The organism is Shimia sp. SK013, assembly GCF_001292625.1.
Lineage (GTDB): Bacteria > Pseudomonadota > Alphaproteobacteria > Rhodobacterales > Rhodobacteraceae > Shimia.
The window spans coordinates 72487-95317 of record NZ_LAJH01000021.1; the positions used below are offsets into that span (position 1 = coordinate 72487).

Below are 22831 nucleotides of genomic sequence, written 5' to 3' on the forward strand. Positions count from 1 at the left end.
CCGAAATAAGCCGGACGGTATCTGTCAGAATGACATAGAGAGCGTCTCGATTTTGAGGCGCAAAAACATGACACGACGAAAAATCGTCAACACAAAGGAAAAATGCCATGTCCAGCATTCTGACCAACAACAGCGCAATGGTTGCGCTGCAAACTCTGAAATCTGTTAACTCGAACCTGGCCGATACTCAAAGCCAGATTTCGACCGGCAAAAAAGTTGCCGACGCCAAGGACAACGCAGCAGTTTGGGCCATCTCAAAAACGATGGAATCAGACGTTCAGGGCTTCAAAACCATTTCCGAGTCGCTCTCTTTGGGTGAATCGACTGTTTCGGTTGCTCGTCAGGCTTCGGAAACTGTGACTGACCTTCTGACTCAGATGAAGGACAAGATCGTTTCTGCGCAAGGCGACAACGTTGACACTGCGAAAATCCAAACAGACATCACCGCTCTGAAAGACCAGATCGAGTCTGTTGTGGGTGCAGCACAGTTCAACGGTCTGAACCTGGTTGATGGTTCCGGCGGAACAAGCATTCTGGCCTCCCTCGATCGTGACAGTACTGGCGCAGTTAACGCCAACTCTATCACAATCGCTGGTCAGGATCTGTCCACTGGTGGTTACACCGCAGCAGCTGTCTTCGGCGCAGGCACCGACGGTGTTGCAGCCGACAGCGGTGACAGCTTCGGCTTCTCGATGGACGCCACCGGTGGTACCAGCGATGGCGGCACTATCGAGTTTGACGCAACTGTTCTCGCAGCAGGTGACTCGATCGAATTGCAGATCGGTGATCGGACCATGACTTACACCGCTTCGGCGGAAGACCTCGCGGCCACTAACCCTAACGAAGTGATCGCGATCAAGGTCAAAGACATGATCGAACAGTCCGGTGCGGACGTCACGGTTGACTACGCAACTGCGAACCCTGGCGAGTTGGCTATCACCAACGCTGATCCAGCGAATGCAGTTTCCATCAGTGGTCAGTTCTCGAACGCCGGCGCCGGTGGTCTGGGTGCTCTTGACGGCATCGATGTAACCACTGGTGCTGCTGCCGCACTTGGTACCATCGATGGCTTGATCGACACCGCGATCGACGCTGCGTCTGCTTTCGGTTCGGCTCAAAGCCGTCTCGAAATCCAGAGCGATTACATCTCCACTTTGTCTGACGCCATGACCTCCGGTATCGGTGGTATGGTTGATGCCAACATGGAAGAAACTTCGGCACGTCTGCAGGCCTTGCAGGTCCAACAGCAGCTGGCAACCCAGTCGCTGTCTATGGCCAACTCGGCACCGCAGTCGATCCTGTCGCTGTTCGGCTAATGGTAAAATTGGTGAGGGCGGTCATCGCCCTCACCATCCCGCCGACTGATTCTAAGCCAATTTTCACACGCGCATAATGCGCCATTTCAGGAGGATCTTGAAATGTCAGTAAATGCCCTCGCAGAACGAGGCTACGGCCAGGCAGTCGCGCAAACGCGCACACCTCGCAGTATTGAATACGATGTGGTCGCCCGCACAACGCACCGGCTAAAAGCTGCTGCGCAAAAGGGCACGCTAGGTTTTGGCGCCTTGGCTGAGGCTGTACACGACAATCGAACACTCTGGACGTTTTTGGCAGCTTCGGTCGCCGACGACGAAAACCAGCTGCCCCAACAACTTCGCGCACAGATATTTTATCTTGCAGAATTCACCCGCCTACACAGTTCAAAAGTCCTGAAAGAGGGCGCATCTGTTCGGCCTTTGCTGGAAGTGAACATGGCGATTCTTCGCGGTCTACGCGGTGGACAAACATCATGAGCGGACTCGTCCTGAAATTAAGCCCTAAAGAGCGGGTTTTGGTCAACGGTGCTGTCATCGAAAACGGTGATCGCCGGAGCCGGTTGTCGATTATGACACCAGATGCCAACATTCTGCGTCTTCGCGATGCAATTCACCCCGAAGAGGCCAACACGCCTGTGCGGCGGGCCTGCTATTCGCTGCAACTGGTGTTGTCTGGCGATTCGGATGCCGGTGAGGTTGAGCGTATGTTGTTGCGTCACATCGAAGACTTGAGCCAAGTGCTCACGGACGTCGACAGCCGTAAACAACTGGCGATCGCAACCGAATGCGTGATCGAAGGTCGCCACTATCAGGGTCTCAAGGCTCTGCGGGTCCTTCTTCCGCGAGAGGAGCGCCTTATGGCGGTAGCGAGATAATGTTTCAACCGATTGTCGTTGGCTCTGGTTTGTCTGCCTGGTCCTTGTTGAAAAAAACAATGGACACCCAGACAGCTGCTTTTGAGAAATCCCCTGAGATTGTCAGCGATACCGAGTATTTCGCGGCCAATATTGGTGAGATTGATTCTGCAGAAGAACTGGTCAACGACTTTCGACTGCTCAAGGTCGCGCTGGGCGCTTATGGCCTTGATGACGACGTTTATAACAAATTCTTCGTCCAGAAAATTCTGGACGAGGGAACGTTGACGACGGATGCGCTCGCCAACAAATTGACCGACACCAAATACAAGGAAATGTCTGCGGATTTTGGGTTTGGTGATTTCTCTACGCCGTCCACAAAACTATCGACCTTTGCTGGCGAAATCATTGAGAAATACAATGAACGCCAGTTCGAGATCTCGGTAGGGCAGCAGGACGCAAACATGCGCCTGGCGTTGAACCTCGAGCGCGAACTGTCCATCATCGCCAACAATGATGCCAGCCCCGACACAATGTGGTTTTCCGTGCTGGGTTCGGAGCCGCTGCGCACGGTGTTTGAAACGGCTCTTGGTCTCCCCGAAAATTTTGCCTCCCTTGATCTCGACAGACAAGTCGAAGAGCTGCGCAGTCGGGTCCAAAACTTTATGGGCGATGGCGAAATCACGCAATTTTCGGATCCTGAAAACCTCGAGAAGCTGAATCAACGTTTTCTGCTGATGTCGCAAATGCAGAGTTTTGGCGTGCAAAGCTCCGGCCAGATCGCGTTGACACTGTTGCAGTACTGACGCGACACAAGTTTCAAACCGACATGATACAGAGTGTTCAATGCGCGCCCTTCCGGGCGCGCTTTTTTGTTAGCCAATCTTGGCGCCGGATCGCCGCAGCACCAGATTCAATCTATTGAACGCATCCTGGATTGACGGGCTGTCCATGCCACTCATGAATGTGTCAAGTTCCGGCCAGGCCTTGATCGCGACGTCCAGAATTGGATCTGACCCCTCACTGTAGAGCCCGGCCCGGATCATTGTCGCGGATTGTTCGTAAGATCCTAACAAGCGTCGGACTTCGCCGATCGAGGCATTTTCGGGCGCGCTCGCGGCGGCGGGCAGGCTGCGTGATACGGACCGAAGTAAATCCACGGCAGGAAAACGCCCGCGCTCGGCGATCTTGCGATCCAAAACCACGTGTCCGTCCAGAACACCACGCAGAATGTCGGCAATCGGTTCTTCCATATCTGAGCCAGCCACAAGCACGCTGAAAATGCCCGTGATATCGCCTTGCCCGTCCCGCCCGGGGCCGGCGCGTTCACAGAGCGACATGATCATATGGGACGTCGATGGCGGAAACCCTCGTAGGGCGGGCATCTCGCCACTGGACACGGCCACTTCGCGGTGTGCTTCGGCAAAGCGGGTGATCGAGTCGGCCATGTAGACAACATGCTGTCCTTGATCGCGAAAATGTTCAGCAACGCTCATTGCGGCCATGGCGCAGCGGCGGCGTACCAGCGGAGACTGATCTGACGTGGCGGCTATGACAATAGACCGCGCCAACCCTTCTGGCCCAAGAACATGTTCCACAAATTCCCGCAATTCGCGCCCCCGCTCGCCGACGAGGGCGATGACCGCGACGTCGGCTTCCATATATTTGGCGAATTGGCCCATCAATGTTGATTTGCCGACGCCGGATCCGGCAAACAAGCCGATCCTTTGGCCCCGAACCAAAGGCAATACTGTGTTGAAAATCGACATGCCGGTTTCAAGGCGTGCGCCCATTCCACGTCGCTCCGCCGGCGCCGGTGGTGCGTTTTTCAAATTACGCATCGTGGCACCACGCATCAGTGGCTTGCCGTCCAGTGGCCGACCATAGGGGTCAATGATGCGTCCGATCCAACTGTCGGCGGGCGCAATCCCGATTTGGTCGCGCAGCACCACACGGTCTCCAATTGCAACACCATCAGGCGCCACATCCGGCATCATGGTGACTTCGCTGCCGTGTAGCTGAATGACCTCTCCAGAGATGGTCATTCCGTCGTGGAGGTGCACTTCCTGCAAGTCTCCGATTCGAGAGATCGTGCCAAGCCCCTTGACTCGAAGCAGGTTGCCTTCGACCGCACTCACACGACCTATATCTTTGGTTTTGCTGACTCTTTCGAGTTCTGCACTCAGGCATTCAACGCCATTACCGCTCATTGGTTTCTCCAATCCAGTCGCCGCAAACACTTTCTAAAGGAATCAGGGTTAAGTCTGCGTTTAAGTAATCCGAGGGAGAAACCCCGTTGTTTAAGACACTTGAAATATTCCGGGCATCACATGCCATGGCGACGCATGCTGCGACCCGCCAAACGGTTGTGGCCGAGAACATGGCCAACGCGGATACGCCCAAGTATCAGGCACGCGACATCGCTCCCTTCAAGGAGGTGTACCGGTCGCAAGAGAGCAATTCAGCAATGCGCGTGACCCGTGAAGGTCACAACGGCGGTGCGCTCGAAGCGCGCGCGTCGTCTCCCTTTGAGTCCAAACTCGAGACCTCTCCCAACGGCAACAGCGTTTCTCTGGAAGAAGAGATGCTGAAATCTGTCGATACCAAACGTCAGCACGATCGCGCGCTGGCCATTTATAAACATTCGCTCGGCGTTATCCGCACTTCGCTGGGACGCTAAGCAATTTCGATAAAGGGAGCCCAAGAAATGGGTGATTTTTCCTCGGCACTGGACGTGACCACAAGCGGGTTGAGAGCGCAGTCAGCGAGACTGCGTCACACGTCCGAAAACATCGCAAATGCTGACACGCCCGGCTATCGCCGCAAGACAGTCAGTTTTGAAGCGACGATGTCTGACGACAGCATGCGCGTGAAAGTAGGGCCAGTGCGCCTTGACCAAAAAGAGCGCGCGCAGATCTATGACCCCGGCCACCCCCTTGCCGATGCAACCGGGCATTATTCCGGGTCAAACGTAGACCTGATTATTGAAATTGCCGACGCCCGCGAGGCGCAACGCAGTTACGAAGCCAACCTCAAAATGTTCGATCAGACCCGCCAAATGCAGGCCGGTTTGATGGATCTGCTGCGTAAATAAGGAGACGAAATTATGGAAGTCAGCACCGTCCTAGCGGCCCAAAAATACACCGCCTCCAAACCGGCCACAGGCCCCGCAGAAGGTGGCGCGGATCCGTCCCAGAACGCGTTTGTTGGGTTCGCGAAAGAATTTGCGGCCACTCTGCGCGAAGGTGAAAACGTGGCCATGGCCTCGATGACCGGGCAGACAGATTCGCACACACTTGTGCAGGCTCTGGCGCAAACCGAACTTGCGGTCGAAACCGCAGTGACCGTGCGTGACAAGGTTGTCGAAGCCTACAAAGAAATTCTGAATATGCCGGTCTGATGCTACAGGAAGCCATCTTTTTTGACACCCTGCGTCAGGGGCTATGGGTAGCGGTGATCATTTCAACGCCGATCCTTGGCGTGGCGCTTGTTTCCGGTGTCACGGTTGGCCTGTTTCAGGCGCTGACCTCGATTCAGGAAATGACGCTGACGTTTGTGCCGAAGCTGTTGTGCATCGTGATCGTCTTCTGGATGTCGATGAGCTTCATGGCGCAGACCCTGGTTTCGTTTTTCCAAAACCAAATCATTCCAATGATCATAGGAGGGTAGATTGGACAACGCATTATACACTGGACTAACCCGCCAATCCGGTCTCAACCGCGAGATGACGGTGATTGCCAACAACATCGCGAATGCGGCCACAACCGGATATCGCTCCGAAGGTGTGATGTTCACCGAGTTTGTACACGCCATCCCCGGCAACGAAAGCCTGTCGATGGCCAAGGCAAACGTGCAAACCACCTCGATGGTGCAGGGCGCGATGACCAAGACTGGCGGCACCTTTGATTTCGCGGTTGAAGGCGACGGCTTCTTTATGGTGGAAACCCCGGACGGCGAACGTTTGACCCGCGCAGGTAACTTTACCCCCAACGCCCAAGGCGATTTGGTGAACTTCGACGGACATCTTGTTCTTGATTCTGGCGGTGCGCCGATCTTCATCCCGCCGGATGCCGCGTCGATAGACGTTGGTGCGGATGGCACCATCAGCGCCGATGGACAGTTGGTGGGCCAGATCGGGGTGTTTGAACCCTTGGACCCCAACATGCTGAACCGTGAGTCCGGTGTTTTGTTTGAATCACCCGAGGGCTCAGAGTTGGTGGAGGGTGCCCGTGTTCTTCAGGGGTTTTTGGAAAACTCAAACGTCAATCCAATCGATCAGATCACTCGAATGATCCAGGTGCAACGCGCCTACGAAATGGGTCAAAGCTTTTTGGAAACCGAAGACAATCGGGTCCGCGAAGCGCTGAAATCATTTGTAGGCAAATAAGGGAAACTCATCATGCAAGCTTTAAAAATCGCGGCAACCGGGATGAGCGCCCAACAGTTGCGCGTTCAAACCATCTCCAACAACCTCGCGAACATGTCGACGACAGGCTACAATGCCCGGCGCGCAGAATTCGCCGATTTGCACTATCAACAGGTGTCTCGAGCTGGCGCTGTCAGCTCTGCCGACGGAGCAGTTTTGCCGACGGGTGTTCAAGTGGGTCTTGGCGTGCGTGCGGCGGCGATTTCCCTGCACCTCGAACAAGGTGCGCTGAAAGAGACAGGCGGCGATCTGGATGTCGCCATCGAGGGCAACGGCTACTTTGAAGTTACCTTGCCCGGAGGCGACGCCGGATACACACGTGACGGCGGTTTCAAACGCAGCGGTGACGGGCTGATCGTGACCAACGACGGTTTCCCGGTCGCGCCGGAAATCACCATACCAGACGACACCCGTAGCATCTCGATTAATGCGGACGGCGAGGTATATGCCTATTTCGCAGACAGCGTAGATGCTGAGCTTTTGGGCCAGTTCACGCTGGTTGGGTTTTCCAACTCGATGGGCCTAGAGGCGATCGGCGGCAACCTATTCCGCGAGACTGAAGCCTCCGGAGTTCCGTTTGTGGCGGACCCCGGCGAGGACGGTTTGGGTACTCTCAACCAAGGCTACTTGGAAAGCAGCTCCGTGGATTCCGTGCGAGAAATCACCGAATTGATCGAGGCCCAACGCGGCTATGAAATGAACGCCAAAGTCATCACCGCTGTGGACCAGATGCTTTCTGCCACAACCCAGGTGCGGTAAATGAAACGGCTTCTTGTCATCCTGAGTTTGGTCTTTGGCGCCTCTGCGGCTTCCGCCGACATCATCGTCGCGACACAGATCATTCGCGCAAACAGCATCATCACGTCAGACGTTATCGGCGTCAAACGTGGCACAGCTCAAGGTGTCTATGATGATCCCGCTGAGGTGTTGGGACAAGAGGCCCGCAAATCGCTGTATCCGGGTCGCCCGATCAAAGCGGGCGACGTGGGGCCGCCGGCTTTGGTGGATCGAAACCAGATCGTGACCCTGATTTTTGATGGCAGCGGCATTCAGATCGCAACCGAGGGGCGCGCCCTGGATCGCGGCGGCGTGGGTGAGCAGCTTCGCGTAATGAACATGGGGTCACGCTCCACAGTGACAGGAACAGTCATGTCGGACGGAACAGTCCGTGTGTCAAAATAAAAGGTAGAAACCGTGCGGTATTTGACAATATTTCTGATGGGCTTGGCACTACTGGTGTCTGGTTGTGGACGAGGCGATCACTTGGGCAAGCCGCCCACGCTGACCCCGGTAAAGCAGTCGCCGGAACAATACGCGATGATGACGCCGCCACTGCCGGAATCCTCGCATGTGGCGCGCAATTCTGATGACGCGTCTCTTTGGAGCCGAAACCGAAAGTCACTGTTGGGGGACCGCCGCGCGATACGCCGCGGCGACATTCTGACGGTGGTGATTGAAATGGATGAAAACGCTTCGATCGACAACCAATCGGAGCGTAGCCGTTCCGGGTCTGAGAGCATGTCCGTGCCACAGTTGTTCGGCATTCCTCAGCGGATTGATGGCGCATTGCCAGAAGGCGCGTCGATGTCCAATGCGGTGGAACTTGGTTCGACCAGTTCCAGCAGCGGCGACGGGTCCGTTACACGCAGTGAAAAGCTGACGTTGCAAGTTGCGGCGACCATCGTAGACGTGCTGCCCAATGGCGTGCTGTCTATTCAGGGATCTCAGGAAGTGCGCGTGAACTTTGAATTACGTGAACTTCTGGTCGCCGGATTTGTGCGCCCCGAGGATATTTCCCGCCAGAATTCGATCTCGATCGAAAAAATCGCATCGGCGCGCGTGTCTTACGGTGGTCGCGGTCAGATCACTGACATGCAGCAGCCGCGGTTCGGCCAGCAAGTGCTGGATATCGTGTTGCCCTTCTAATCGGTGCCCGGAATGATAAAAAAACTGTTCCCCATTCTTCTAGCTGTGGTTGGCATCTGTGCCGGCCTAGGCGCTGGTGTTTTCTTGCGGCCTGAACCTGCGCCACCTGTTGCCATCGGGGCAGAGGCCGATGGTGAAATGGATGCCGGGAATGACCTCTCGGAGGTGCCGCCAATTGCAGGCGAAATCAGTGACTCGGTTGACTATCTGACCTTGTCGGACCAGTTCATTGTCCCGGTTGTCGAAGACGGAAAGGTGAAGTCCTTGGTGTTGGTCAGCCTCGCGCTGGAAACGAAACCCGGCGCCCAGGAAAAAATCATCGAAAATGAGCCTCGCCTGCGAGGTGCTTTGCTGCAGGTGATGTTTGATTATGCCAATGTCGGTGGCTTCGATGGTGCTTTCACCAATTCCAGCCGATTGATGAAATTACGCCGAAACTTCTTTGAGGTTGCCCAGTCGATTTTCGGGGACGAGATCACTGATGTGATTGTCGTGGAAATCACCCGACAGGATCTGTCCTAGATCGATACGAAATAGCGTTGATCGCCAAACTTGTGCAGCCGCCGGACTCTGATCCGGCGGGCCTTTTAGTGCCATCTATCGGCCGGATCTTCCGCAGCTTAACTCCAGCTCCAGAATCGAGGTCACCAACCTGGTTTGCCGCTGCGCACGTTGGGTCTGGATTTGATCTTCCAAAAGCTTCTCCATCACGTCCGCCTTGCCAAAATGCGCCTGCAATTCGCGAAATGCGGTCTCTTTGCGGACCAACACGTTGGCCAGCTGCATGTTCAAGATGCGCCTGCTGCGCGCGATCCAGCGCATCCAATTTTCGTCCGCTCCGGTACGTTGCAGTGCGCTGTCACTCGCCATCATTACACGTCCCGTATTTTCCTTGTCCGTCAACTCGGCAAGCAAGGCACGCAGTCGGGATTCTTCTAGCTGAACCGACTGCATAGAGGTCTGAGCTTTTTGATAATTGGCCTGCGTTATGGTTTGCAGATCTTGCAGGTCGTTGCTCATGTCACGCGACCCCGAGCCTTGCGGCGAATTTCATCAGCAAATCGAATGGCCGCAGCGACCTGACGATAATTGTCGGGCGGAATTTCCTGTCCAATCTCGACAATCGCGTGCAGCGCTCGCGCCGTTGGCGGGTCACTGTGAATGGGCACCGAGCAATCATTAGCTTTCTCACGGATTCGGGCGGCGATTTCATCCACCCCTTTGGCCACACAAACCGGGGCTTCCGTGGGCAAACGGCTCCATTTCAAGGCGACGGCATAATGCGTTGGGTTGACGATGACGACATCCGCTGTTTCCACATCCGCAATCATCTGTTTGCTGGCGATCTCCTGCCCTTTTTGGCGCCGCTTCTGCTTCATATAGGGGTCGCCCTCAGCCTCTTTGGACTCGTCGGTCAATTCTTTCCGTGACATCATGTTTTTACGCATGAATTCAGCGTGTTGATACATGTAGTCAATCGCTGCAATCAGCCCGGCAACCACCGCTACAATTGTCAGAAACTCCACCAGAACCTTACCCAACATCCCTGGCACCATAGCCGGGTCGAGCTGAATGGAGTGGGCCATTTCCGGCAGGCGTGCGCGTAGGAAGAAGCCCAAGCAAATCGAGTAAATAACGAGTTTGGCAAAACTTTTTCCGAACTCAAAAAGGCCGGTGCGGCCAAATTTGTTTTTGGCGTTTGAGATCGGGTTCAAACGGCTGGCCTTTGGCTTGAGCTTGGAGGGCGTGAAGACCCATGCGCGTTGCAGTACTAGGCTCAGGATCACGGCGACCATCGGGACGATGAACAGTGGCGCGACAGATAGTGACATTTGCCACATGATGCCGCTGTAGGGTGCGGAAGGGTTGCCTTCGAAAAACAGCGGCGCAAGGGATTCAGCTTGGTCCAACAAGACCATCAGAGATTCGCCTGTGGCGTTGATCGTGGACGCACCCAAACCGATCATAACCAGCAGCATTCCCATGTAAGCCGCGACCACCGACACATCTTGTGACTTGGCAATTTCACCCTTCTTTCGGGCGTCTTCCAGCTTTTTGGGCGTTGCGTCGTACGTCTTGTCGGTATCGTCGTCCTGACCACTCACAGCATGCCCTCCGCTGGATTGATCATGAACGCCTCAAACAGGCTCCACCACACAGTGATGATTGTGCCCGCGGTTAGCATCAGGATCGCCAAGCCACCAAAGGTGATCAGCGGGGCACCAACAAAGGCGACCATCAGCTGGGGCATGGCGCGGTTGATCACGCCAAGCATGAGGTTGTAGAGGGCGGAGACCAGAATAAACGGCGCGGACAGTTTGAACGCCAGCGCAAATGCGGACGCGATGTGCGACACGCCCCATTCGGCCAGAACCTCCGCCACAGGGAATACCCCGGCGGGAAACAACATGTAGGACCCGATGAACATACCGGCCAAATGCACATGCATCCCCATGGTGAACGCCAGCGCAATCGCAGACACCATTAATAGGTGACCAATCGCTGGCATCGGTTCGCCTGCGCCGCCCAGAAGCTGTGCCAGAGACGTCGATTGCGCTGCAATGGATCCTGCCGTCTGCAAGGCCAGAATGAACATGCGCAGGCTTACTCCGATGATGAGCCCCGCACAGGCCTCAGTCAGGCAAAACCACGCCGTTGACGGCAGCGTGGGTTCTGGCGCATCAAAGGCGGGAATGGCGGGGGCCACGATCATCGTAAAGGCAAACGCCACACCCAACTTGATGCGCGGCGGCACAAAACTTTGCCCAAAAGCCGGCACCAGAGAGACCGCTGTAGAGACCCGTACGAACACCAAGAAGCCATGCCAAAGCGCAGCTTGCCAAGCGGTTAACAGGACGTAGGCCTCTTCGATCACGTGGTCACAACTCCCACCAGGGCCGGACGCGCGTCCAAGCCGATTTCCTCGAACGACAGCACGGGATTGGTGATCCCCTTGGCGCTCAGCACGGTACGCAGAAACCTGCGGCGTCTGGTGGAAGTAACAAGCGCGGCATAGGTGCCGCTGTTGCCTGCGTCGTTCAGGCGGTCCGCAACAGATTGGGCAAGCGTGTTAAACATGTCAGGCGGCAAGGCAACATCCATGGTGCCATTGTCCCCATCCACTTGATAGGTCGAGAACATGTCTTCCCACTCGGGCGCCAGTTGTACCAACGGTATGGTTCCGTCGTCGCGTTTGAGCTCCGACACAAGCTGAAAGCCCAGTCTTTGGCGCACATGTTCCGCAATCAATTCGGGCGAGGCTTGCGAATGGCGTGCTTCGGCGATTGCTTCCAGGATCAGCGGCATGTTGCGGACTGACACTTGCTCGTCCAGCAACATCCGCATGACCCGGTGCAGCAAATCCAATGGCACCTTGTCTGGCACGTATTCGTCCAACAACTTGCGGTTCGCAGCAGCACGCATCTCATCGCTCAGATTGGACATCTCATCCAAGATACGCCGCAGCGCCTTGAACGTGAGCAGTCGGCCAAAGTTGTTTTTGATGGTTTCTAGCAGATGGGTCGCCATGACTTCGCCTGGGGTCACAATGGTGACGCCCGACAACGCCATCTTTTCCTGTACAGAGGTGTCGATCCAGCGGGCAGGGGCCCCATAGACTGGCTCGGATACATCCTCGCCGGCTGGCAGCGCCGCAGGATTGTTCCCCGCCAGCGCCAAAACGCGTTCTGGCTGCAGGTGCGCACGCACCTGCTCGACACCCTGCACGCGGATAACATAGTATCCACTCGGCAGGGACGGCTCGTCCGTAAGCCGAATTTCCGGCAGGATCAGACCGAATGTCGATGCCACATGGGTGCGCATGTTGAAAATTCGGGCGTCCAATCCGGTGCCGGGATCGAGAACCATGTTGATCAGGTCGGTGGAAAACTCGACATGGATATCGTCCAGATCCAGCACGTCGCCCATGGATTTGTCTTTTGCGACAACCGGCGCATCGTCTTGCTGGGCAAGATCTTCCTCTTCCTTTTCAATCGACTTGAATCGGAAGTAGGCAATCGTTCCCAAAGCGATACTACCGGCGATGAACGGAATGAACGGCAGGCCGGGAACCAGAGCAAACAGCGCCATCAAAATCGCAACCGTGACGAGGGCCGCGGGGTGCGCCCCAAGCTGGTCAGACAGCGCTGTGTCGGTGGAGCCTCTGTTGCCACCACGCGCCAGCAGCAATGCGGCAGCGATTGAGATGATGACCGCCGGGATCTGCGTGACAAGGCCGTCACCGACAGTTAAAATGGCATAGGTTTCAAATGCCTGACCCATCGGCATGCCATGCACTGCCACGCCCATGATCAGCCCCATGACGAGATTCATAAGCGTGATCAGTAGGCCGGCGACGGCGTCGCCTTTGACAAATTTGGAGGCGCCATCCAAGGAGCCAAAAAATGTTGTTTCCTGCTGCTCGCGCTCGCGGCGTTCTTTGGCTTCGGTGTGGTCAATCGCACCGGCGGCCATGTCGCTGTCGATAGCCAGCTGTTTGCCGGGCATCCCGTCCAAAGCAAAACGCGCGCCGACTTCTGCCATACGCGTCGCGCCTTTGTTGATCACCATGAAGTTTACGATCAGCAACACGCCGAACACCACGAGGCCCAGAAAAACGCTGCCCCCCATAACAAAATTCGCAAATCCCTGAATCACATCTCCGGCGGCATCTGTTCCGGTGTGGCCTTGTCCAATGATCAGTTTCGTGGATGACACGTTCAGCGACAATCGCAGCATCAGGGAGGCCAGCAAAATCGTCGGAAACGCAGAAAAATCGAGCGGGCGCTCGATGAACAAGGTCACTGTGAAAATCAGGATCGCCAGTGCAAAGGACGCGGCAAGGCCTACGTCCAACACAAAGGACGGCATTGGCAGGATCATCATGACGATGATTGCCATCAAGGCGAGCGCCAAAAGGATTGTCGGGCTGAACAGCGCCTTCATTGAATTGGAATTCACAGCCTAGCTCCCTCCGTCAAACAAGGGGCGGTTCTCGCTGTTGCCCAAAGGAACCAGGGACCCCATGCCGGAGACGCCAACGCCTTTGCGCAACAGTGGAAACGCGTTGACGCTGGCCTGCCGCACAACTCTCTGTGTTGGAGCAGTCACGGTGCCGGCAGTGCGCGTCGCGACGCCGAGCGCAGGTATATCAGGCAGGTTTGCGAGGATTTGCTTGTAGCGAGCTTTGTATTTGTCGGCATATTTCGGCGTCCGCGAATGGTAAGCGGCGGCAGCAGACTCCCAAGACTGGGTTTCGCTATAAAGCCGCGCTAGAAAATCTGCTGCATAGCGGGCATTCTCCAAAGGCTCGAACATTTGGTGCACGTCTTTGAAATGTTCGCCATGCCAGCGATAATTCAGCTGAAAACAGCCCACATCAAAACTGCGTTTGCCCTGCTTCAAACCTGAAACCGCAAAAGTCAGCGCCTCTTCGCGGGTGTCGAACCATTTGCCCACGCCTTCCATGTTCACGGTCCACGGCCAAGGTGCCAAAGCGCCGTTTGCCCGGCGGCCGGTTTCCGTGCGGGTGATTGCCATCATAACTTCAACCGGAACACCAGATTCCCCGGCCGCAATCCGCGCCACGCGGTCACAAGTTTCGCCATATGATGCTTGCGCCGATGTTGGGATCAGAAGGGCACTGCAAAGACTCAAGGAAATGGTGACAAAACGCGGTGCGATTCGTCTGAACGCAAGACGGACTTCCGCCGTCAAAACGTTGAAAAACTTCTGTTTTTTCATCCGGTGAGCTTTCTGCCAGTACACGAAACACCTAAAGGCAGAATCTTTAAATTTGGTAAGCGATGTTAGGCCTTTTCAGGCCGGAATTCTCCTAGGAGGACGGCTCGGTCACCCGGTGCAAATTCAGCAATTCGGACAGGGCACTACGGGCGTCCATGCTATCGTTCAATAGCGCGCGATTGTGTGTCAGAGTCTGGGTCTCCGCGTCGCTGCCGGTGGTGTCTGCGGCGGCAGATTGCAGCATAGCTTCAATGCGCTGATAGACCTCGAGATCCAGCGCGCTCAACCCGCTGAGGTCGCCGCCCAACCAGGCCTCAAAGGCGGCGCGTTCGACTTCGCCCATGTCGTGCAGGATTTCCGCTGCCGCGTGATGATCCCCCGCCATGGAACGCGCCTGAGCGCGCAATGTGTCAGCAGCAGGTCCGGTGACGCTCATCAATTCAGCTTCGGCACGGCGTGGAAGTTTGTCAGCCAAAGCGATCTTGGCTTTCAGCAAATGCACCTCGGATGTCGCATGTTCTATCGGGAGCGATTGCAGGACGCGTTTGGTCTGATCGTGAAACCCCAATGAGTAAAACTTCTCCGCCAGCGTTACAGCCGTTTCAGGCACCAGCATGTCAGGATCGATCAGCTTCCGCGCGATGGCGTAGCTGATGATATCGAAACCTTCGGCCTCAGTGATCAAGGCGTTTGTGACGTCGCTGCGGATTTTTACCGCGACGTCTTTGCCGTCGATTTTTGCGATTTCGGCCACAACATCAAAAGCCGGATTGAAGTCCTGCGCGAGCATGCGGGCCTGCGCGTGCGCGTTGCGCAAGGCCGGACCCATCATGCCCACCTTATGTTCTACGGCCAATGCACTAACGAGCGAAACCGTATCGCTTGGTACGATGGTTCCCTTTGCGACGTGCGAAGCAATCAAATCCACAACAGCGGCCGGCGCCAATGTCGTGTTTTGAGCGGCCACCTTTTCCAGTTTTTGAACGGCAGCATCAGTCTCGCCCAACTCGGCGTGCAACGCTGCCTGAGCCATATCAAATTCAGGCCCCGGATCGGTGTTGGTCCGTTCGATCGAGTTGAGAATATAGCTGGCGGCTTCTGTATGGCCTAACTCGACGAACCTGTTACTCAGGATTGGTGCAAGATGTTCCCGTAAATTCACTGGCAGTCCAGAAAGCGTCTCCAGCGCACTGTCCACCGCCGATTCTCCAGCCAAACGTTGACCGGACAGCGCAGCCCAAAACGCGACACCGGAGGCACAGTGGCCTTGGTCGAAAAACGGGTTAAATTTGGTCACCTGACCGGTTTCCACCAATTGCGCCATCGCTGTAAGTACCGGGTCCTTGTCGGTGTTTGAGATACCGCGCAGGATTTGTTCGGCTTCAGCCCCAAACGTGTGAGCAATGTAAAACTGTGCCAGATTGGTCATCGACTCTGGTGATGTCATGTCGAATTCACCGACCATACCGGACCGGAGTTTGCCCAATTCGGTTGAGAAGTCGGTTTCTCCAACCCAGCTTTCGATATCGATACGGCTGTCAGCGATGCATTCGGATGCGCCGGACTGGCCGGCGAGGACGGCAGCGATTTCTTGTACGGCCACGTCCAACGCGTTGTACGTGGTGACATTCAAAGTGTTCTGTGATCGCCAGGCTGCATCGCTATTGGCATACGGCGGCGGTGGCATGGCTGTCCGGTCCTGCGAAGGACCCGGACCCTCTTCCAAAGCGAGGATTTCTGGCGCTTGCGCCTGAAGCAGATTTTGCTCTGTTGCTCGGTTGATTTGATCAATCACTTGTTGAGCGACGCGGCTGATTTTGTCCTGATCGCTTACATAGGAACCGAAACTCTGTGTTGGATCAGAAAGTTGGGTTGCAGGTTCTTCAACCGGCGCTTGAACAGCGGGTGTTGGCACAGGTGTGGCTTCGGCCCAAGTGTAGCGAAATGGCTTTTTTTGGTCGGCCGATTCCATCTGCAACAGGAAATTAGCAGGAATGGGCGCGACGTCTTCTTCGTTGGTTGAATCGCGGATGTCCACGATCACGTGCCGGTCGTTGTACCAGGCGCTTGAAACCTCGCAATCACAGGCCAGCTGCAATTCGATTTCACCCGAGTCGGGCTTTGCTACTAGGTTGCTTAGCCGCGTGCGCGGGATACGCTCAAAAATGCCATCCAAGTCAAAGCTGAAATCGTCGCCTTCGACTTTAAACGTATAAATGCGACCCGAGCCAGTTACATGCCATTGCGTGTCCGCCGAAGGCAAGGTGGCCACGAGGCGTGTGAACCCTGAGTGCTCTCCTGACTGAAACAGCACAGGCTCTGCTGACACTGAAGACGCCAGAGCCAAAACCGATATAGCAAGCCAGCGATGGGTCATGCGGCCTCCTTCTTCAGTGACTTGATGGCTTCTTCAAGTTCGCTAAAACTGGGGCGGTGATGGGCCGGGGTGTTCTGGCGTCCCACCTCGATACAGATGTTCGGAGAGTGTTGATGCAGATTTGCGACCAAAACCTCGCGAATGAGCTTGTAAAAATGCGCATCCTCTTCAACCACACTTTGGATTTTGGTGGCAAAAGGACCGACGAGACCATAGGCGAGGAAAACGCCAAGAAAGGTCCCGACCAACGCGCTGCCGATCATTTTGCCAAGAATTTCTGGCGGCTGATCGATAGAGGCCATGGTCTTGATCACACCCAGAACAGCCGCAACAATCCCCAGTGCGGGTAACGCATCCGCAACGGTCTGCAGCGCGTGGGACGAGTGAGCCATATCGTGAATATGCGCATCGATCCGTTTTTCAAGAACCTCTTCGACCTGCATCGGATCATCGTAGTTCATAGAGGCCGAGCGCAATGTGTCCGCGATAAGGGCAATCGCCTCTTTGTCGGCGAGGATTTTTGGGTATTTGGAAAAGATATCTGACGTATCGGGCGCTTCGATGTGCTCCTCGATTGCGACCGGATTCTTTCGCGCCAATTTGATGAGTTCGAACATCAGACACAGCAAATCTTGATAATCTGCCTCCTTCCAATGGGTGCCTTTAAACACCTTGGCCATGTCCTTGAGTGTGTGTTTGACCACCGCGCCCGAGTTGGACACCAAGAAAGCGCCAACAGCGGAGCCGCCGATGATCATCATTTCCAGAGGAAGTGCCTTCATGATGATTCCCAAATCGCCGCCTGCCAAAAGGAAGCCGCCGAAAATCATCACAAATACGACAATGATGCCAATGATACCAAGCACGCTGGTGTCTCCTGTATTTCTTATCCACGCACAAACCACACAGTGGTTAAGACTTATTATTCCGTGGGCACGTTTGCGTTTCGACCGGCAAGAACCACGCTAATTGTATAGGCGGCATGCGGGCTCAGCCCGGCCATGACACCGGCGGCCGAATTGGGGTTCATGCGGGCGATAAAACCGGCGGCAAAGTCGGGGTCCATTTCTTCAAACAAGGCCGCGACGTTTTTCGGCTTCATGGTCTCATAGACCCGCGTCAGCCGACTCACGTCGTCGTCTGCGGCGGTTTCTGCCATGGCAATAACGTTGCGCAGACGGTCTTCGGCGACCTCAAGTTCGGACAGTTTCCGGGTCACCTCTGCATCCGCGACAGACAGCGCCTGCATGCGGTTTCGGATTTCCTCTTCCTGTTTCGCGATTCGATCTTCGCGCTCATCAAAGGCGGCCATCAGCGGGCGCAGATCTTCAGATTGTTGACATATCTGGGGCGTGGACATCGCCCCCAAAGGAGACGCGGCGCCAAAATCTTCGCGGGCAATTGCCTCGCTTGCGCCGATGCCGACACGCAAGACGGCCGACGCTACCAGAAACGACGACACGACAAACAAGGTGCCTCTCGTCGGTCGGGTCTGCGCCTGAGATCTTTTGCGGGCTTGTTTGTCGCCCTGCTTAGATTTTTGTTTGACAGCGGTTTTCTTCGACATCGTGCTGTCTCCTTTTCTTTTTGCTCAGATCAACTGGCGCGTTTGAACGCCGGTTTCTGTTCGTCGGTTTGGGAATCGCTTTTCTTACCGCGCCGTTTGCGTTGTTTGCGCCGCTTTGATTTGGGTTTGGGCTGCGGTTTTTCTTCTGCGTCGTCAGAGACGTCCTGTTGCGAGTCGTCTTTCTCAGGCTCGCTTTTCTTAAGTTCCTCTACCGGAGTGCCAAACTCTTCGTCATCTGAATGGCGAACGAACATCGTTGTTGGTTTTGACGTGCGAAACGCTTTCAGTTCCTCGGGATCTGGAAGGTCGTGCATCGACGCGAGCAAAAGCTCCATACGTTTGGATGCGCCTTCGGCCCGCTTGGTCAATTCCTGCAGCTGTTTAGAAGAATTTCCTGCGGTTGCTTGCGCCGATTTCAGCGTGCGTGTCAGGTCATCGACCTGAGTCGACAAGACAGCAACGGCACCGCCAACTCCGGCTTCCAGGTCGTTGAACTTGGCCAGCCGACGCGCCAGCACGTAGCAATAGACAGTGGCGCCAAGCGCGCCTGCTACCATCAGGATGTCTGCAATTATACTCATCTGGGTTCTCCCGTTCAGCTCAGCACAAATTCCATGACCAACAGGTCGCTCACGCGTTCTGATCCGGTCACGATTTGTACACGGCGCAACATCTGAGCGCGCAATTTCACTAGCGCGTCAGGCGATTCGATATCCTCAGCACTCAACGCGCGCAAATATCCGTTCAGCACGTCGATGATACGCGGCTTCACGCGCTCCACTTCTTCCAGATGCTCGTTTGGCACCTCCAATTGCGCGGCGAAGCGCAGCAGGTTGGCAGGGCCATCGGACGTTAAAGAAACGATGAAAGGCGCCAAGGCCACATATCCAACGTCAGGAAGTGCACTCTTAGAAGTTTCGGCGGTTTCGGATACGGTGGTTTTGGTGGGCTCCGAGCCAAATAGCATGCCGGAGTAAACAGCGAAAAACCCACCGCCACCGCCAACCAGCGCAAGCACCAATCCTATGATCAGCGGAAGTTTAGATGCCTTTTTAGGCGTTTCTTCTGTCTCGACGTTTGAGTCGGTCATTTCGAGAATCCAAATTCTTTGTTCTCGTGTTTTTAATCATACACTCACTAACCGATTGTTAAGTCGGATGCGTGATGAAGTCTCTGAGCGGCTGGGTAGAAGATCCGGCCCGTCGGAGAGTGAACGTGACACAAATTCTAAAAACTTGGTCGGGTTTTGATATGCGCCGGAAGGCCTTCATAATCGGTGCAACTGTGGCCGTATTTGCGGCCGTGCTGATGTTGGCAAAAATCGCGAGCAATCCAAAACTTACTCTTCTTTACAGTGGATTAGAGAGCAGCGCCGCCGGGGATGTTGTGCGCTCTCTCGAGCAACGTGGCGTCCCCTTTGAGATCCGTGGTGGTTCAATTTTCGTGCCAGGGGCGCAGCGGGACGAGCTGCGGATGACGCTGGCAAGCGAGGGTCTGCCAGCAAACACGACTCAGGGGTACGAACTTCTCGATTCGCTTTCCGGCTTTGGAACAACGTCCCAAATGTTTGACGCCGCTTACTGGCGCGCAAAAGAAGGCGAATTGGCGCGCACGATCGTAGGCGGCCCGTTGATCAGCAAAGCACGCGTGCACATTGCCAACGCCGGCTCAAATCCGTTTCAACGGTCCGTCAAGTCAACGGCAAGCGTGACGGTCACGGCAAACGGCGGTACACTTCCGCAGAAACATGCGCAGGCCTTACGGTTCCTTGTTGCCTCGGCGGTTGCTGGGCTGTCTCCCGAAAATGTAGCAGTGATCGATGGCAATGGTGGCCTGATCGGCGCGCTTGAAGAAACCAAAAGTTCAAACGGCGAAGACCGCGCGGATTCGATGCGCGCCTCCGTGCAGCGCTTGCTCGAAGCGCGCGTGGGAGCGGGCAATGCCGTGGTAGAAGTCAGCCTTGATACGGTGACCGAGACGGAATCCATCGTAGAGCGCACTTTTGATCCCTCCAGCCGGGTCGCAATCAGCACAGAAACAGAAGAACGCAGCACTGATTCCCAAAACTCCGAAGGGCAGGTCACTGTTGCTTCCAATTTGCCGGACGGCGACGCCAATGACGCGTCCGGTTCCTCAAACCAGAACCGTGAGACCCGTGAACGGGTGAATTACGAAGTATCCGAGACGCAACGCGAAGTGGTGCGCCAACCGGGAAGCATTCGACGCCTGACTGTGGCTGTTTTGATCAATGGAACGCCGCAGCTTGATGAGGCCGGAAATCAGGTAATTGTGCCGCGACCGGACACCGAGCTCGACGGCATGCGTGAACTTGTGGCCTCTGCTGTCGGTTTCGACGAGGCACGGGGCGACGTGATCACTCTGAAATCTATGAACTTCCAACCGATCAACCCAATGGGGACAGCCGCCGAAAGCTCGATGCTCAGCGGCATGCAGCTTGATGTTATGTCGATAATTCAAATGGTGATTTTGGGTGTCGTGGCTTTGGGTCTCGGTTTGTTTGTGGTGCGGCCATTGCTTGCATCTCAGGGTGGCGATGCAGGTGGCTCGGCGCTGGACGGCTCACCGGCCATGTTGCCCGCTCTTGAAGGCGGCGGCGACTTTGCTGCTTTGCCTGGGCTGGGCGGAGATTTGCCGGCCATGGGCGATGTCGGATTTCCAATGGCGCCCGCATTTGACGGTGGCGACTTGGGTGGTTTGCCTGCGATCGGCGGTGCGGATTCGCCCGAAGGTGATGCGGTAGAGAGGTTGCGCTCTCTTATCAGCGATCGCCAAGAAGAAACCGTAGAAATCTTGCGCAGTTGGCTTGAAGACGGTCGGCAGGAAAAATCCAGATGAGTATTTCACACCTGTTAGAGGATTTCGGCCGAAGTGCAGAGATTGCAACTACATCTGCTGCGCCTGTGACTGCGAGCGAGGAATCGCTGCTGGATAGTTATGAAACTGGCTACAAAGCGGGGTGGGAAGACGCCACCAAAGCGCGTGACGATGCGCATAGTTCAATCAGTGAAACTCTGGCTGCTAACCTTCAGGATTTGTCCTTCACCTATCACGAAGCCCACAGTTCTGTGCTCAGCGAGATCGCGCCGATGGTGGAAAAGGCGATCATGACCGTTTTGCCGGAGATCGCCCGTAAATCCGTTGGCGCCGTTGTGGTCGAGGAACTGCGCCAGATCATCCAAACGCACGGTGCCACGCAGGTCAATCTTGTGACTTCGCCAGACGATCACGAAACGGTCGCCGCGATGTTGCCGGAGGATCTGCAATTCCCGGTGGTGATGACAACAGATCCCGACTTGGCTTCTGGCCAGGCTCAATTTGAATTTGACACGCGTGAGCGCGAAGTCGACCTGTCGGAGGTGCTTGGCGCCGTCGAGCAGGCGTTTTCTGCGTTCACGCATGAAACCCGCAAGGAGGCCCAGAATGGCTGACGCAATGAAACCCGATGCAAGCAACCCGTTTACATCGGTACCGGTGGAAATCACCATCTCCGTGGGCAAAGCCCGCCCTGCAATTTCTGACTTGTTGAAACTCGGCCAGAACTCGGTTTTGCAACTGGATCGCCGCGTGGATGACCCGGTCGAACTGTACATTGGTGACAAGATGATCGGTCGCGGTCAGCTTGAAGAGGTCGAGGGCGCGCCGGATGGTCAATTGGCCGTACGCCTGACCGAACTCGCAGACATGCAGGCCGGTCTGGGATGAGACGGGCGGTCATACTGGCCGTCGCCACAATCTTGTTTCTCGGCTTTGCGGCCGATCCGGCGATGGCCCAGGACACCTCGCTTGCGTCCAGTCTTGAGGGCTCTCTGACGACGCGCAGCATTCAGCTTTTCCTGTTGCTCACGGTGCTGTCTTTGGCGCCGGGCATCGCGATCATGGTGACCTGCTTCCCTTTTCTTATCACGGTGCTTTCTATCCTGCGCCAGGGCCTCGGGCTACAAGCTTCGCCGCCCAACATGTTGCTGGTGTCGCTGGCTATGTTCCTCACGTATTTTGTGATGGAACCTGTTTTTGTTGCGGCGTGGACCGAAGGCGTGACGCCCTTGTTGGCCGAAGAAATCAGTGCGGAAGTCGCTTTTGAGCGTACGGTCGGGCCGTTTCGCATGTTCATGTCCAACCGTATGGATCCGGACACCTACCTTGCGCTGGCGGCTTTGCGCCCTGATGCGGCCGCGACCCTGCCGGGGCCGGATGCGCCTTTGTCGGTGCTGGTTCCAAGTTTCATGCTGTCGGAGATGGCCCGCGCGTTTCAAATCGGCTTTTTGGTTTTCCTCCCGTTCCTGATTATCGACCTCGTTGTTGCTGCGGTTCTGATGTCGATGGGTATGATGATGGTTCCGCCTGCAATTGTGTCCCTGCCGTTCAAGCTCAGCTTCTTCGTGCTGGCAGACGGCTGGAGCCTGATCGCGGGCGCGCTGGTACGCAGTTACATGTGAAGACGGATCCATTGTGTACCGTCTACTAAAGCGGCTCCGCGGGGCCGCTTTTTCTATGAATATACCCTCAGCAGCATTTCATGCGACAGCCCGCCTTGATGCGATGGAAACGCCTCGCAGACGCCGGTTTGCAGTCTGGCAACCCTGTCCCTGTGTCGCGACGCAT

The 22831-nt window shown here is 55.8% G+C and carries 28 protein-coding genes; 17 read left to right on the forward strand and 11 right to left on the reverse strand.

What is annotated here, in order from left to right; genetic code table 11:
• Positions 1–107 precede the first annotated feature (107 nt).
• The 4 genes from SHIM_RS16265 to SHIM_RS16280 all read left to right on the forward strand — a co-directional run bounded on the left by SHIM_RS16265 (position 108) and on the right by SHIM_RS16280 (position 2976).
• Positions 108–1316: a flagellin gene (locus SHIM_RS16265; RefSeq protein ID WP_054003734.1), complete on the forward strand. Its 1209-nt coding sequence runs from the start codon at positions 108–110 to the stop codon at positions 1314–1316.
• Between the two features lie 102 nt (positions 1317–1418).
• On the forward strand, positions 1419–1793 hold the full coding sequence (flaF, locus tag SHIM_RS16270; protein ID WP_054003735.1) for a flagellar biosynthesis regulator FlaF: 375 nt from the start codon (positions 1419–1421) through the stop codon (positions 1791–1793).
• Positions 1790–2191 carry a flagellar biosynthesis repressor FlbT gene (gene flbT, locus SHIM_RS16275; RefSeq protein ID WP_054003736.1) on the forward strand — a complete coding sequence of 134 codons (402 nt, stop codon included), beginning with the start codon at positions 1790–1792 and terminating at the stop codon, positions 2189–2191. Before flaF ends, flbT begins: the two co-directional genes overlap by 4 nt.
• A 59-nt stretch (positions 2192–2250) precedes the next feature.
• Positions 2251–2976, forward strand: coding sequence for a DUF1217 domain-containing protein (locus tag SHIM_RS16280; protein WP_241488903.1), 726 nt, complete (start codon positions 2251–2253; stop codon positions 2974–2976).
• 69 nt (positions 2977–3045) lie between these two features.
• On the opposite strand, the gene SHIM_RS16285 is transcribed toward SHIM_RS16280, so the two are convergent.
• Entirely contained in the window at positions 3046–4380 is a 1335-nt protein-coding gene (locus SHIM_RS16285) for a FliI/YscN family ATPase (RefSeq protein ID WP_082358433.1), read from the reverse strand.
• Positions 4381–4466: 86 nt separating this feature from the next.
• Here SHIM_RS16285 and SHIM_RS16290 point away from each other — a divergent pair, with 86 nt between their 5' ends.
• From SHIM_RS16290 to SHIM_RS16330, 9 genes are read left to right on the forward strand one after another with little or no spacing between them, the layout of a single operon-like run.
• Positions 4467–4850, forward strand: coding sequence for a FlgB family protein (locus SHIM_RS16290; RefSeq protein WP_054003737.1), 384 nt, complete (start codon positions 4467–4469; stop codon positions 4848–4850).
• 27 nt (positions 4851–4877) lie between these two features.
• Positions 4878–5264 (forward strand): flagellar basal body rod protein FlgC, encoded by a 387-nt coding sequence (flgC, locus tag SHIM_RS16295; protein ID WP_054003738.1) that lies wholly within the window; start codon positions 4878–4880, stop codon positions 5262–5264.
• Positions 5265–5276: 12 nt separating this feature from the next.
• The gene (gene fliE, locus SHIM_RS16300) at positions 5277–5570 is read left to right on the forward strand and encodes a flagellar hook-basal body complex protein FliE (RefSeq protein WP_054003739.1); all 294 of its coding nucleotides are present in this window, start codon (positions 5277–5279) and stop codon (positions 5568–5570) included.
• Positions 5570–5839: a flagellar biosynthetic protein FliQ gene (locus SHIM_RS16305; protein ID WP_054003740.1), complete on the forward strand. Its 270-nt coding sequence runs from the start codon at positions 5570–5572 to the stop codon at positions 5837–5839. The genes fliE and SHIM_RS16305 overlap by 1 nt, the downstream gene beginning before the upstream one ends.
• A gap of 1 nt (position 5840) precedes the next feature.
• Complete coding sequence (locus tag SHIM_RS16310) at positions 5841–6557, forward strand: flagellar hook-basal body complex protein (protein ID WP_054003741.1); 717 nt, start codon at positions 5841–5843, stop codon at positions 6555–6557.
• 12 nt (positions 6558–6569) lie between these two features.
• Complete coding sequence (flgG, locus tag SHIM_RS16315) at positions 6570–7355, forward strand: flagellar basal-body rod protein FlgG (RefSeq protein WP_054003742.1); 786 nt, start codon at positions 6570–6572, stop codon at positions 7353–7355.
• Complete coding sequence (gene flgA, locus SHIM_RS16320; RefSeq protein ID WP_054003743.1) at positions 7356–7778, forward strand: flagellar basal body P-ring formation chaperone FlgA; 423 nt, start codon at positions 7356–7358, stop codon at positions 7776–7778.
• Positions 7779–7814: 36 nt separating this feature from the next.
• The gene (gene flgH, locus SHIM_RS16325) at positions 7815–8522 is read left to right on the forward strand and encodes a flagellar basal body L-ring protein FlgH (RefSeq protein ID WP_193749943.1); all 708 of its coding nucleotides are present in this window, start codon (positions 7815–7817) and stop codon (positions 8520–8522) included.
• Positions 8523–8534: 12 nt separating this feature from the next.
• Positions 8535–9044 (forward strand): hypothetical protein, encoded by a 510-nt coding sequence (locus SHIM_RS16330; RefSeq protein ID WP_054003745.1) that lies wholly within the window; start codon positions 8535–8537, stop codon positions 9042–9044.
• 75 nt (positions 9045–9119) lie between these two features.
• On the opposite strand, the gene SHIM_RS16335 is transcribed toward SHIM_RS16330, so the two are convergent.
• The 10 genes from SHIM_RS16335 to SHIM_RS16380 form a co-directional block, all read right to left on the reverse strand.
• Positions 9120–9542 (reverse strand): hypothetical protein, encoded by a 423-nt coding sequence (locus SHIM_RS16335; protein WP_054003746.1) that lies wholly within the window; start codon positions 9540–9542, stop codon positions 9120–9122.
• The gene (locus SHIM_RS16340; RefSeq protein WP_054003747.1) at positions 9539–10627 is read right to left on the reverse strand and encodes an EscU/YscU/HrcU family type III secretion system export apparatus switch protein; all 1089 of its coding nucleotides are present in this window, start codon (positions 10625–10627) and stop codon (positions 9539–9541) included. Before SHIM_RS16340 ends, SHIM_RS16335 begins: the two co-directional genes overlap by 4 nt.
• On the reverse strand, positions 10624–11397 hold the full coding sequence (locus tag SHIM_RS16345) for a flagellar biosynthetic protein FliR (protein ID WP_054003748.1): 774 nt from the start codon (positions 11395–11397) through the stop codon (positions 10624–10626). Before SHIM_RS16345 ends, SHIM_RS16340 begins: the two co-directional genes overlap by 4 nt.
• Positions 11394–13466 carry a flagellar biosynthesis protein FlhA gene (flhA, locus tag SHIM_RS16350; protein ID WP_446271273.1) on the reverse strand — a complete coding sequence of 691 codons (2073 nt, stop codon included), beginning with the start codon at positions 13464–13466 and terminating at the stop codon, positions 11394–11396. Before flhA ends, SHIM_RS16345 begins: the two co-directional genes overlap by 4 nt.
• 18 nt (positions 13467–13484) lie before the next feature.
• Complete coding sequence (locus tag SHIM_RS16355) at positions 13485–14063, reverse strand: transglycosylase SLT domain-containing protein (RefSeq protein ID WP_241488906.1); 579 nt, start codon at positions 14061–14063, stop codon at positions 13485–13487.
• 292 nt (positions 14064–14355) lie between these two features.
• Positions 14356–16641 carry a hypothetical protein gene (locus tag SHIM_RS16360; protein WP_054003750.1) on the reverse strand — a complete coding sequence of 762 codons (2286 nt, stop codon included), beginning with the start codon at positions 16639–16641 and terminating at the stop codon, positions 14356–14358.
• Positions 16638–17507, reverse strand: a complete 870-nt coding sequence (gene motA / locus SHIM_RS16365; RefSeq protein WP_054003751.1) for a flagellar motor stator protein MotA — start codon at positions 17505–17507, stop codon at positions 16638–16640. Before motA ends, SHIM_RS16360 begins: the two co-directional genes overlap by 4 nt.
• Positions 17508–17563: 56 nt before the next feature.
• Positions 17564–18208 carry a MotE family protein gene (locus SHIM_RS16370; RefSeq protein WP_082358435.1) on the reverse strand — a complete coding sequence of 215 codons (645 nt, stop codon included), beginning with the start codon at positions 18206–18208 and terminating at the stop codon, positions 17564–17566.
• 29 nt (positions 18209–18237) lie between these two features.
• The gene (locus SHIM_RS20725; RefSeq protein WP_446740606.1) at positions 18238–18789 is read right to left on the reverse strand and encodes a hypothetical protein; all 552 of its coding nucleotides are present in this window, start codon (positions 18787–18789) and stop codon (positions 18238–18240) included.
• Between the two features lie 14 nt (positions 18790–18803).
• Entirely contained in the window at positions 18804–19298 is a 495-nt protein-coding gene (locus SHIM_RS16380) for a flagellar basal body-associated FliL family protein (protein ID WP_054003752.1), read from the reverse strand.
• 74 nt (positions 19299–19372) lie between these two features.
• Between SHIM_RS16380 and fliF the strand changes: the two genes are divergently transcribed.
• From fliF to fliP, 4 genes are read left to right on the forward strand one after another with little or no spacing between them, the layout of a single operon-like run.
• Positions 19373–21064 carry a flagellar basal-body MS-ring/collar protein FliF gene (fliF, locus tag SHIM_RS16385; protein WP_152926576.1) on the forward strand — a complete coding sequence of 564 codons (1692 nt, stop codon included), beginning with the start codon at positions 19373–19375 and terminating at the stop codon, positions 21062–21064.
• Complete coding sequence (locus SHIM_RS16390) at positions 21061–21657, forward strand: hypothetical protein (RefSeq protein WP_054003753.1); 597 nt, start codon at positions 21061–21063, stop codon at positions 21655–21657. Before fliF ends, SHIM_RS16390 begins: the two co-directional genes overlap by 4 nt.
• Positions 21650–21931, forward strand: a complete 282-nt coding sequence (locus tag SHIM_RS16395; protein WP_054003754.1) for a FliM/FliN family flagellar motor switch protein — start codon at positions 21650–21652, stop codon at positions 21929–21931. The genes SHIM_RS16390 and SHIM_RS16395 overlap by 8 nt, the downstream gene beginning before the upstream one ends.
• The gene (gene fliP / locus SHIM_RS16400) at positions 21928–22665 is read left to right on the forward strand and encodes a flagellar type III secretion system pore protein FliP (RefSeq protein WP_054003755.1); all 738 of its coding nucleotides are present in this window, start codon (positions 21928–21930) and stop codon (positions 22663–22665) included. The genes SHIM_RS16395 and fliP overlap by 4 nt, the downstream gene beginning before the upstream one ends.
• The last annotated feature ends 166 nt before the right edge of the window (positions 22666–22831 follow it).

Coding starts and splice junctions, on each gene's coding strand:
- SHIM_RS16265 (WP_054003734.1), top strand. CDS start 108: ATGTCCAGCATTCTGACCAACAACAGCGCAATGGTTGCGCTGCAAACT.
- flaF (WP_054003735.1), top strand. CDS start 1,419: ATGTCAGTAAATGCCCTCGCAGAACGAGGCTACGGCCAGGCAGTCGCG.
- flbT (WP_054003736.1), top strand. CDS start 1,790: ATGAGCGGACTCGTCCTGAAATTAAGCCCTAAAGAGCGGGTTTTGGTC.
- SHIM_RS16280 (WP_241488903.1), top strand. CDS start 2,251: ATGGACACCCAGACAGCTGCTTTTGAGAAATCCCCTGAGATTGTCAGC.
- SHIM_RS16285 (WP_082358433.1), bottom strand. CDS start 4,380: ATGAGCGGTAATGGCGTTGAATGCCTGAGTGCAGAACTCGAAAGAGTC.
- flgC (WP_054003738.1), top strand. CDS start 4,878: ATGGGTGATTTTTCCTCGGCACTGGACGTGACCACAAGCGGGTTGAGA.
- fliE (WP_054003739.1), top strand. CDS start 5,277: ATGGAAGTCAGCACCGTCCTAGCGGCCCAAAAATACACCGCCTCCAAA.
- SHIM_RS16305 (WP_054003740.1), top strand. CDS start 5,570: ATGCTACAGGAAGCCATCTTTTTTGACACCCTGCGTCAGGGGCTATGG.
- flgG (WP_054003742.1), top strand. CDS start 6,570: ATGCAAGCTTTAAAAATCGCGGCAACCGGGATGAGCGCCCAACAGTTG.
- flgA (WP_054003743.1), top strand. CDS start 7,356: ATGAAACGGCTTCTTGTCATCCTGAGTTTGGTCTTTGGCGCCTCTGCG.
- flgH (WP_193749943.1), top strand. CDS start 7,815: ATGGGCTTGGCACTACTGGTGTCTGGTTGTGGACGAGGCGATCACTTG.
- SHIM_RS16330 (WP_054003745.1), top strand. CDS start 8,535: ATGATAAAAAAACTGTTCCCCATTCTTCTAGCTGTGGTTGGCATCTGT.
- SHIM_RS16335 (WP_054003746.1), bottom strand. CDS start 9,542: ATGAGCAACGACCTGCAAGATCTGCAAACCATAACGCAGGCCAATTAT.
- flhA (WP_446271273.1), bottom strand. CDS start 13,466: ATGAAGGCGCTGTTCAGCCCGACAATCCTTTTGGCGCTCGCCTTGATG.
- SHIM_RS16355 (WP_241488906.1), bottom strand. CDS start 14,063: ATGATGGCAATCACCCGCACGGAAACCGGCCGCCGGGCAAACGGCGCT.
- SHIM_RS16360 (WP_054003750.1), bottom strand. CDS start 16,641: ATGACCCATCGCTGGCTTGCTATATCGGTTTTGGCTCTGGCGTCTTCA.
- SHIM_RS16370 (WP_082358435.1), bottom strand. CDS start 18,208: ATGTCGAAGAAAACCGCTGTCAAACAAAAATCTAAGCAGGGCGACAAA.
- SHIM_RS20725 (WP_446740606.1), bottom strand. CDS start 18,789: ATGAGTATAATTGCAGACATCCTGATGGTAGCAGGCGCGCTTGGCGCC.
- SHIM_RS16380 (WP_054003752.1), bottom strand. CDS start 19,298: ATGACCGACTCAAACGTCGAGACAGAAGAAACGCCTAAAAAGGCATCT.
- fliF (WP_152926576.1), top strand. CDS start 19,373: ATGAAGTCTCTGAGCGGCTGGGTAGAAGATCCGGCCCGTCGGAGAGTG.
- SHIM_RS16390 (WP_054003753.1), top strand. CDS start 21,061: ATGAGTATTTCACACCTGTTAGAGGATTTCGGCCGAAGTGCAGAGATT.
- SHIM_RS16395 (WP_054003754.1), top strand. CDS start 21,650: ATGGCTGACGCAATGAAACCCGATGCAAGCAACCCGTTTACATCGGTA.
- fliP (WP_054003755.1), top strand. CDS start 21,928: ATGAGACGGGCGGTCATACTGGCCGTCGCCACAATCTTGTTTCTCGGC.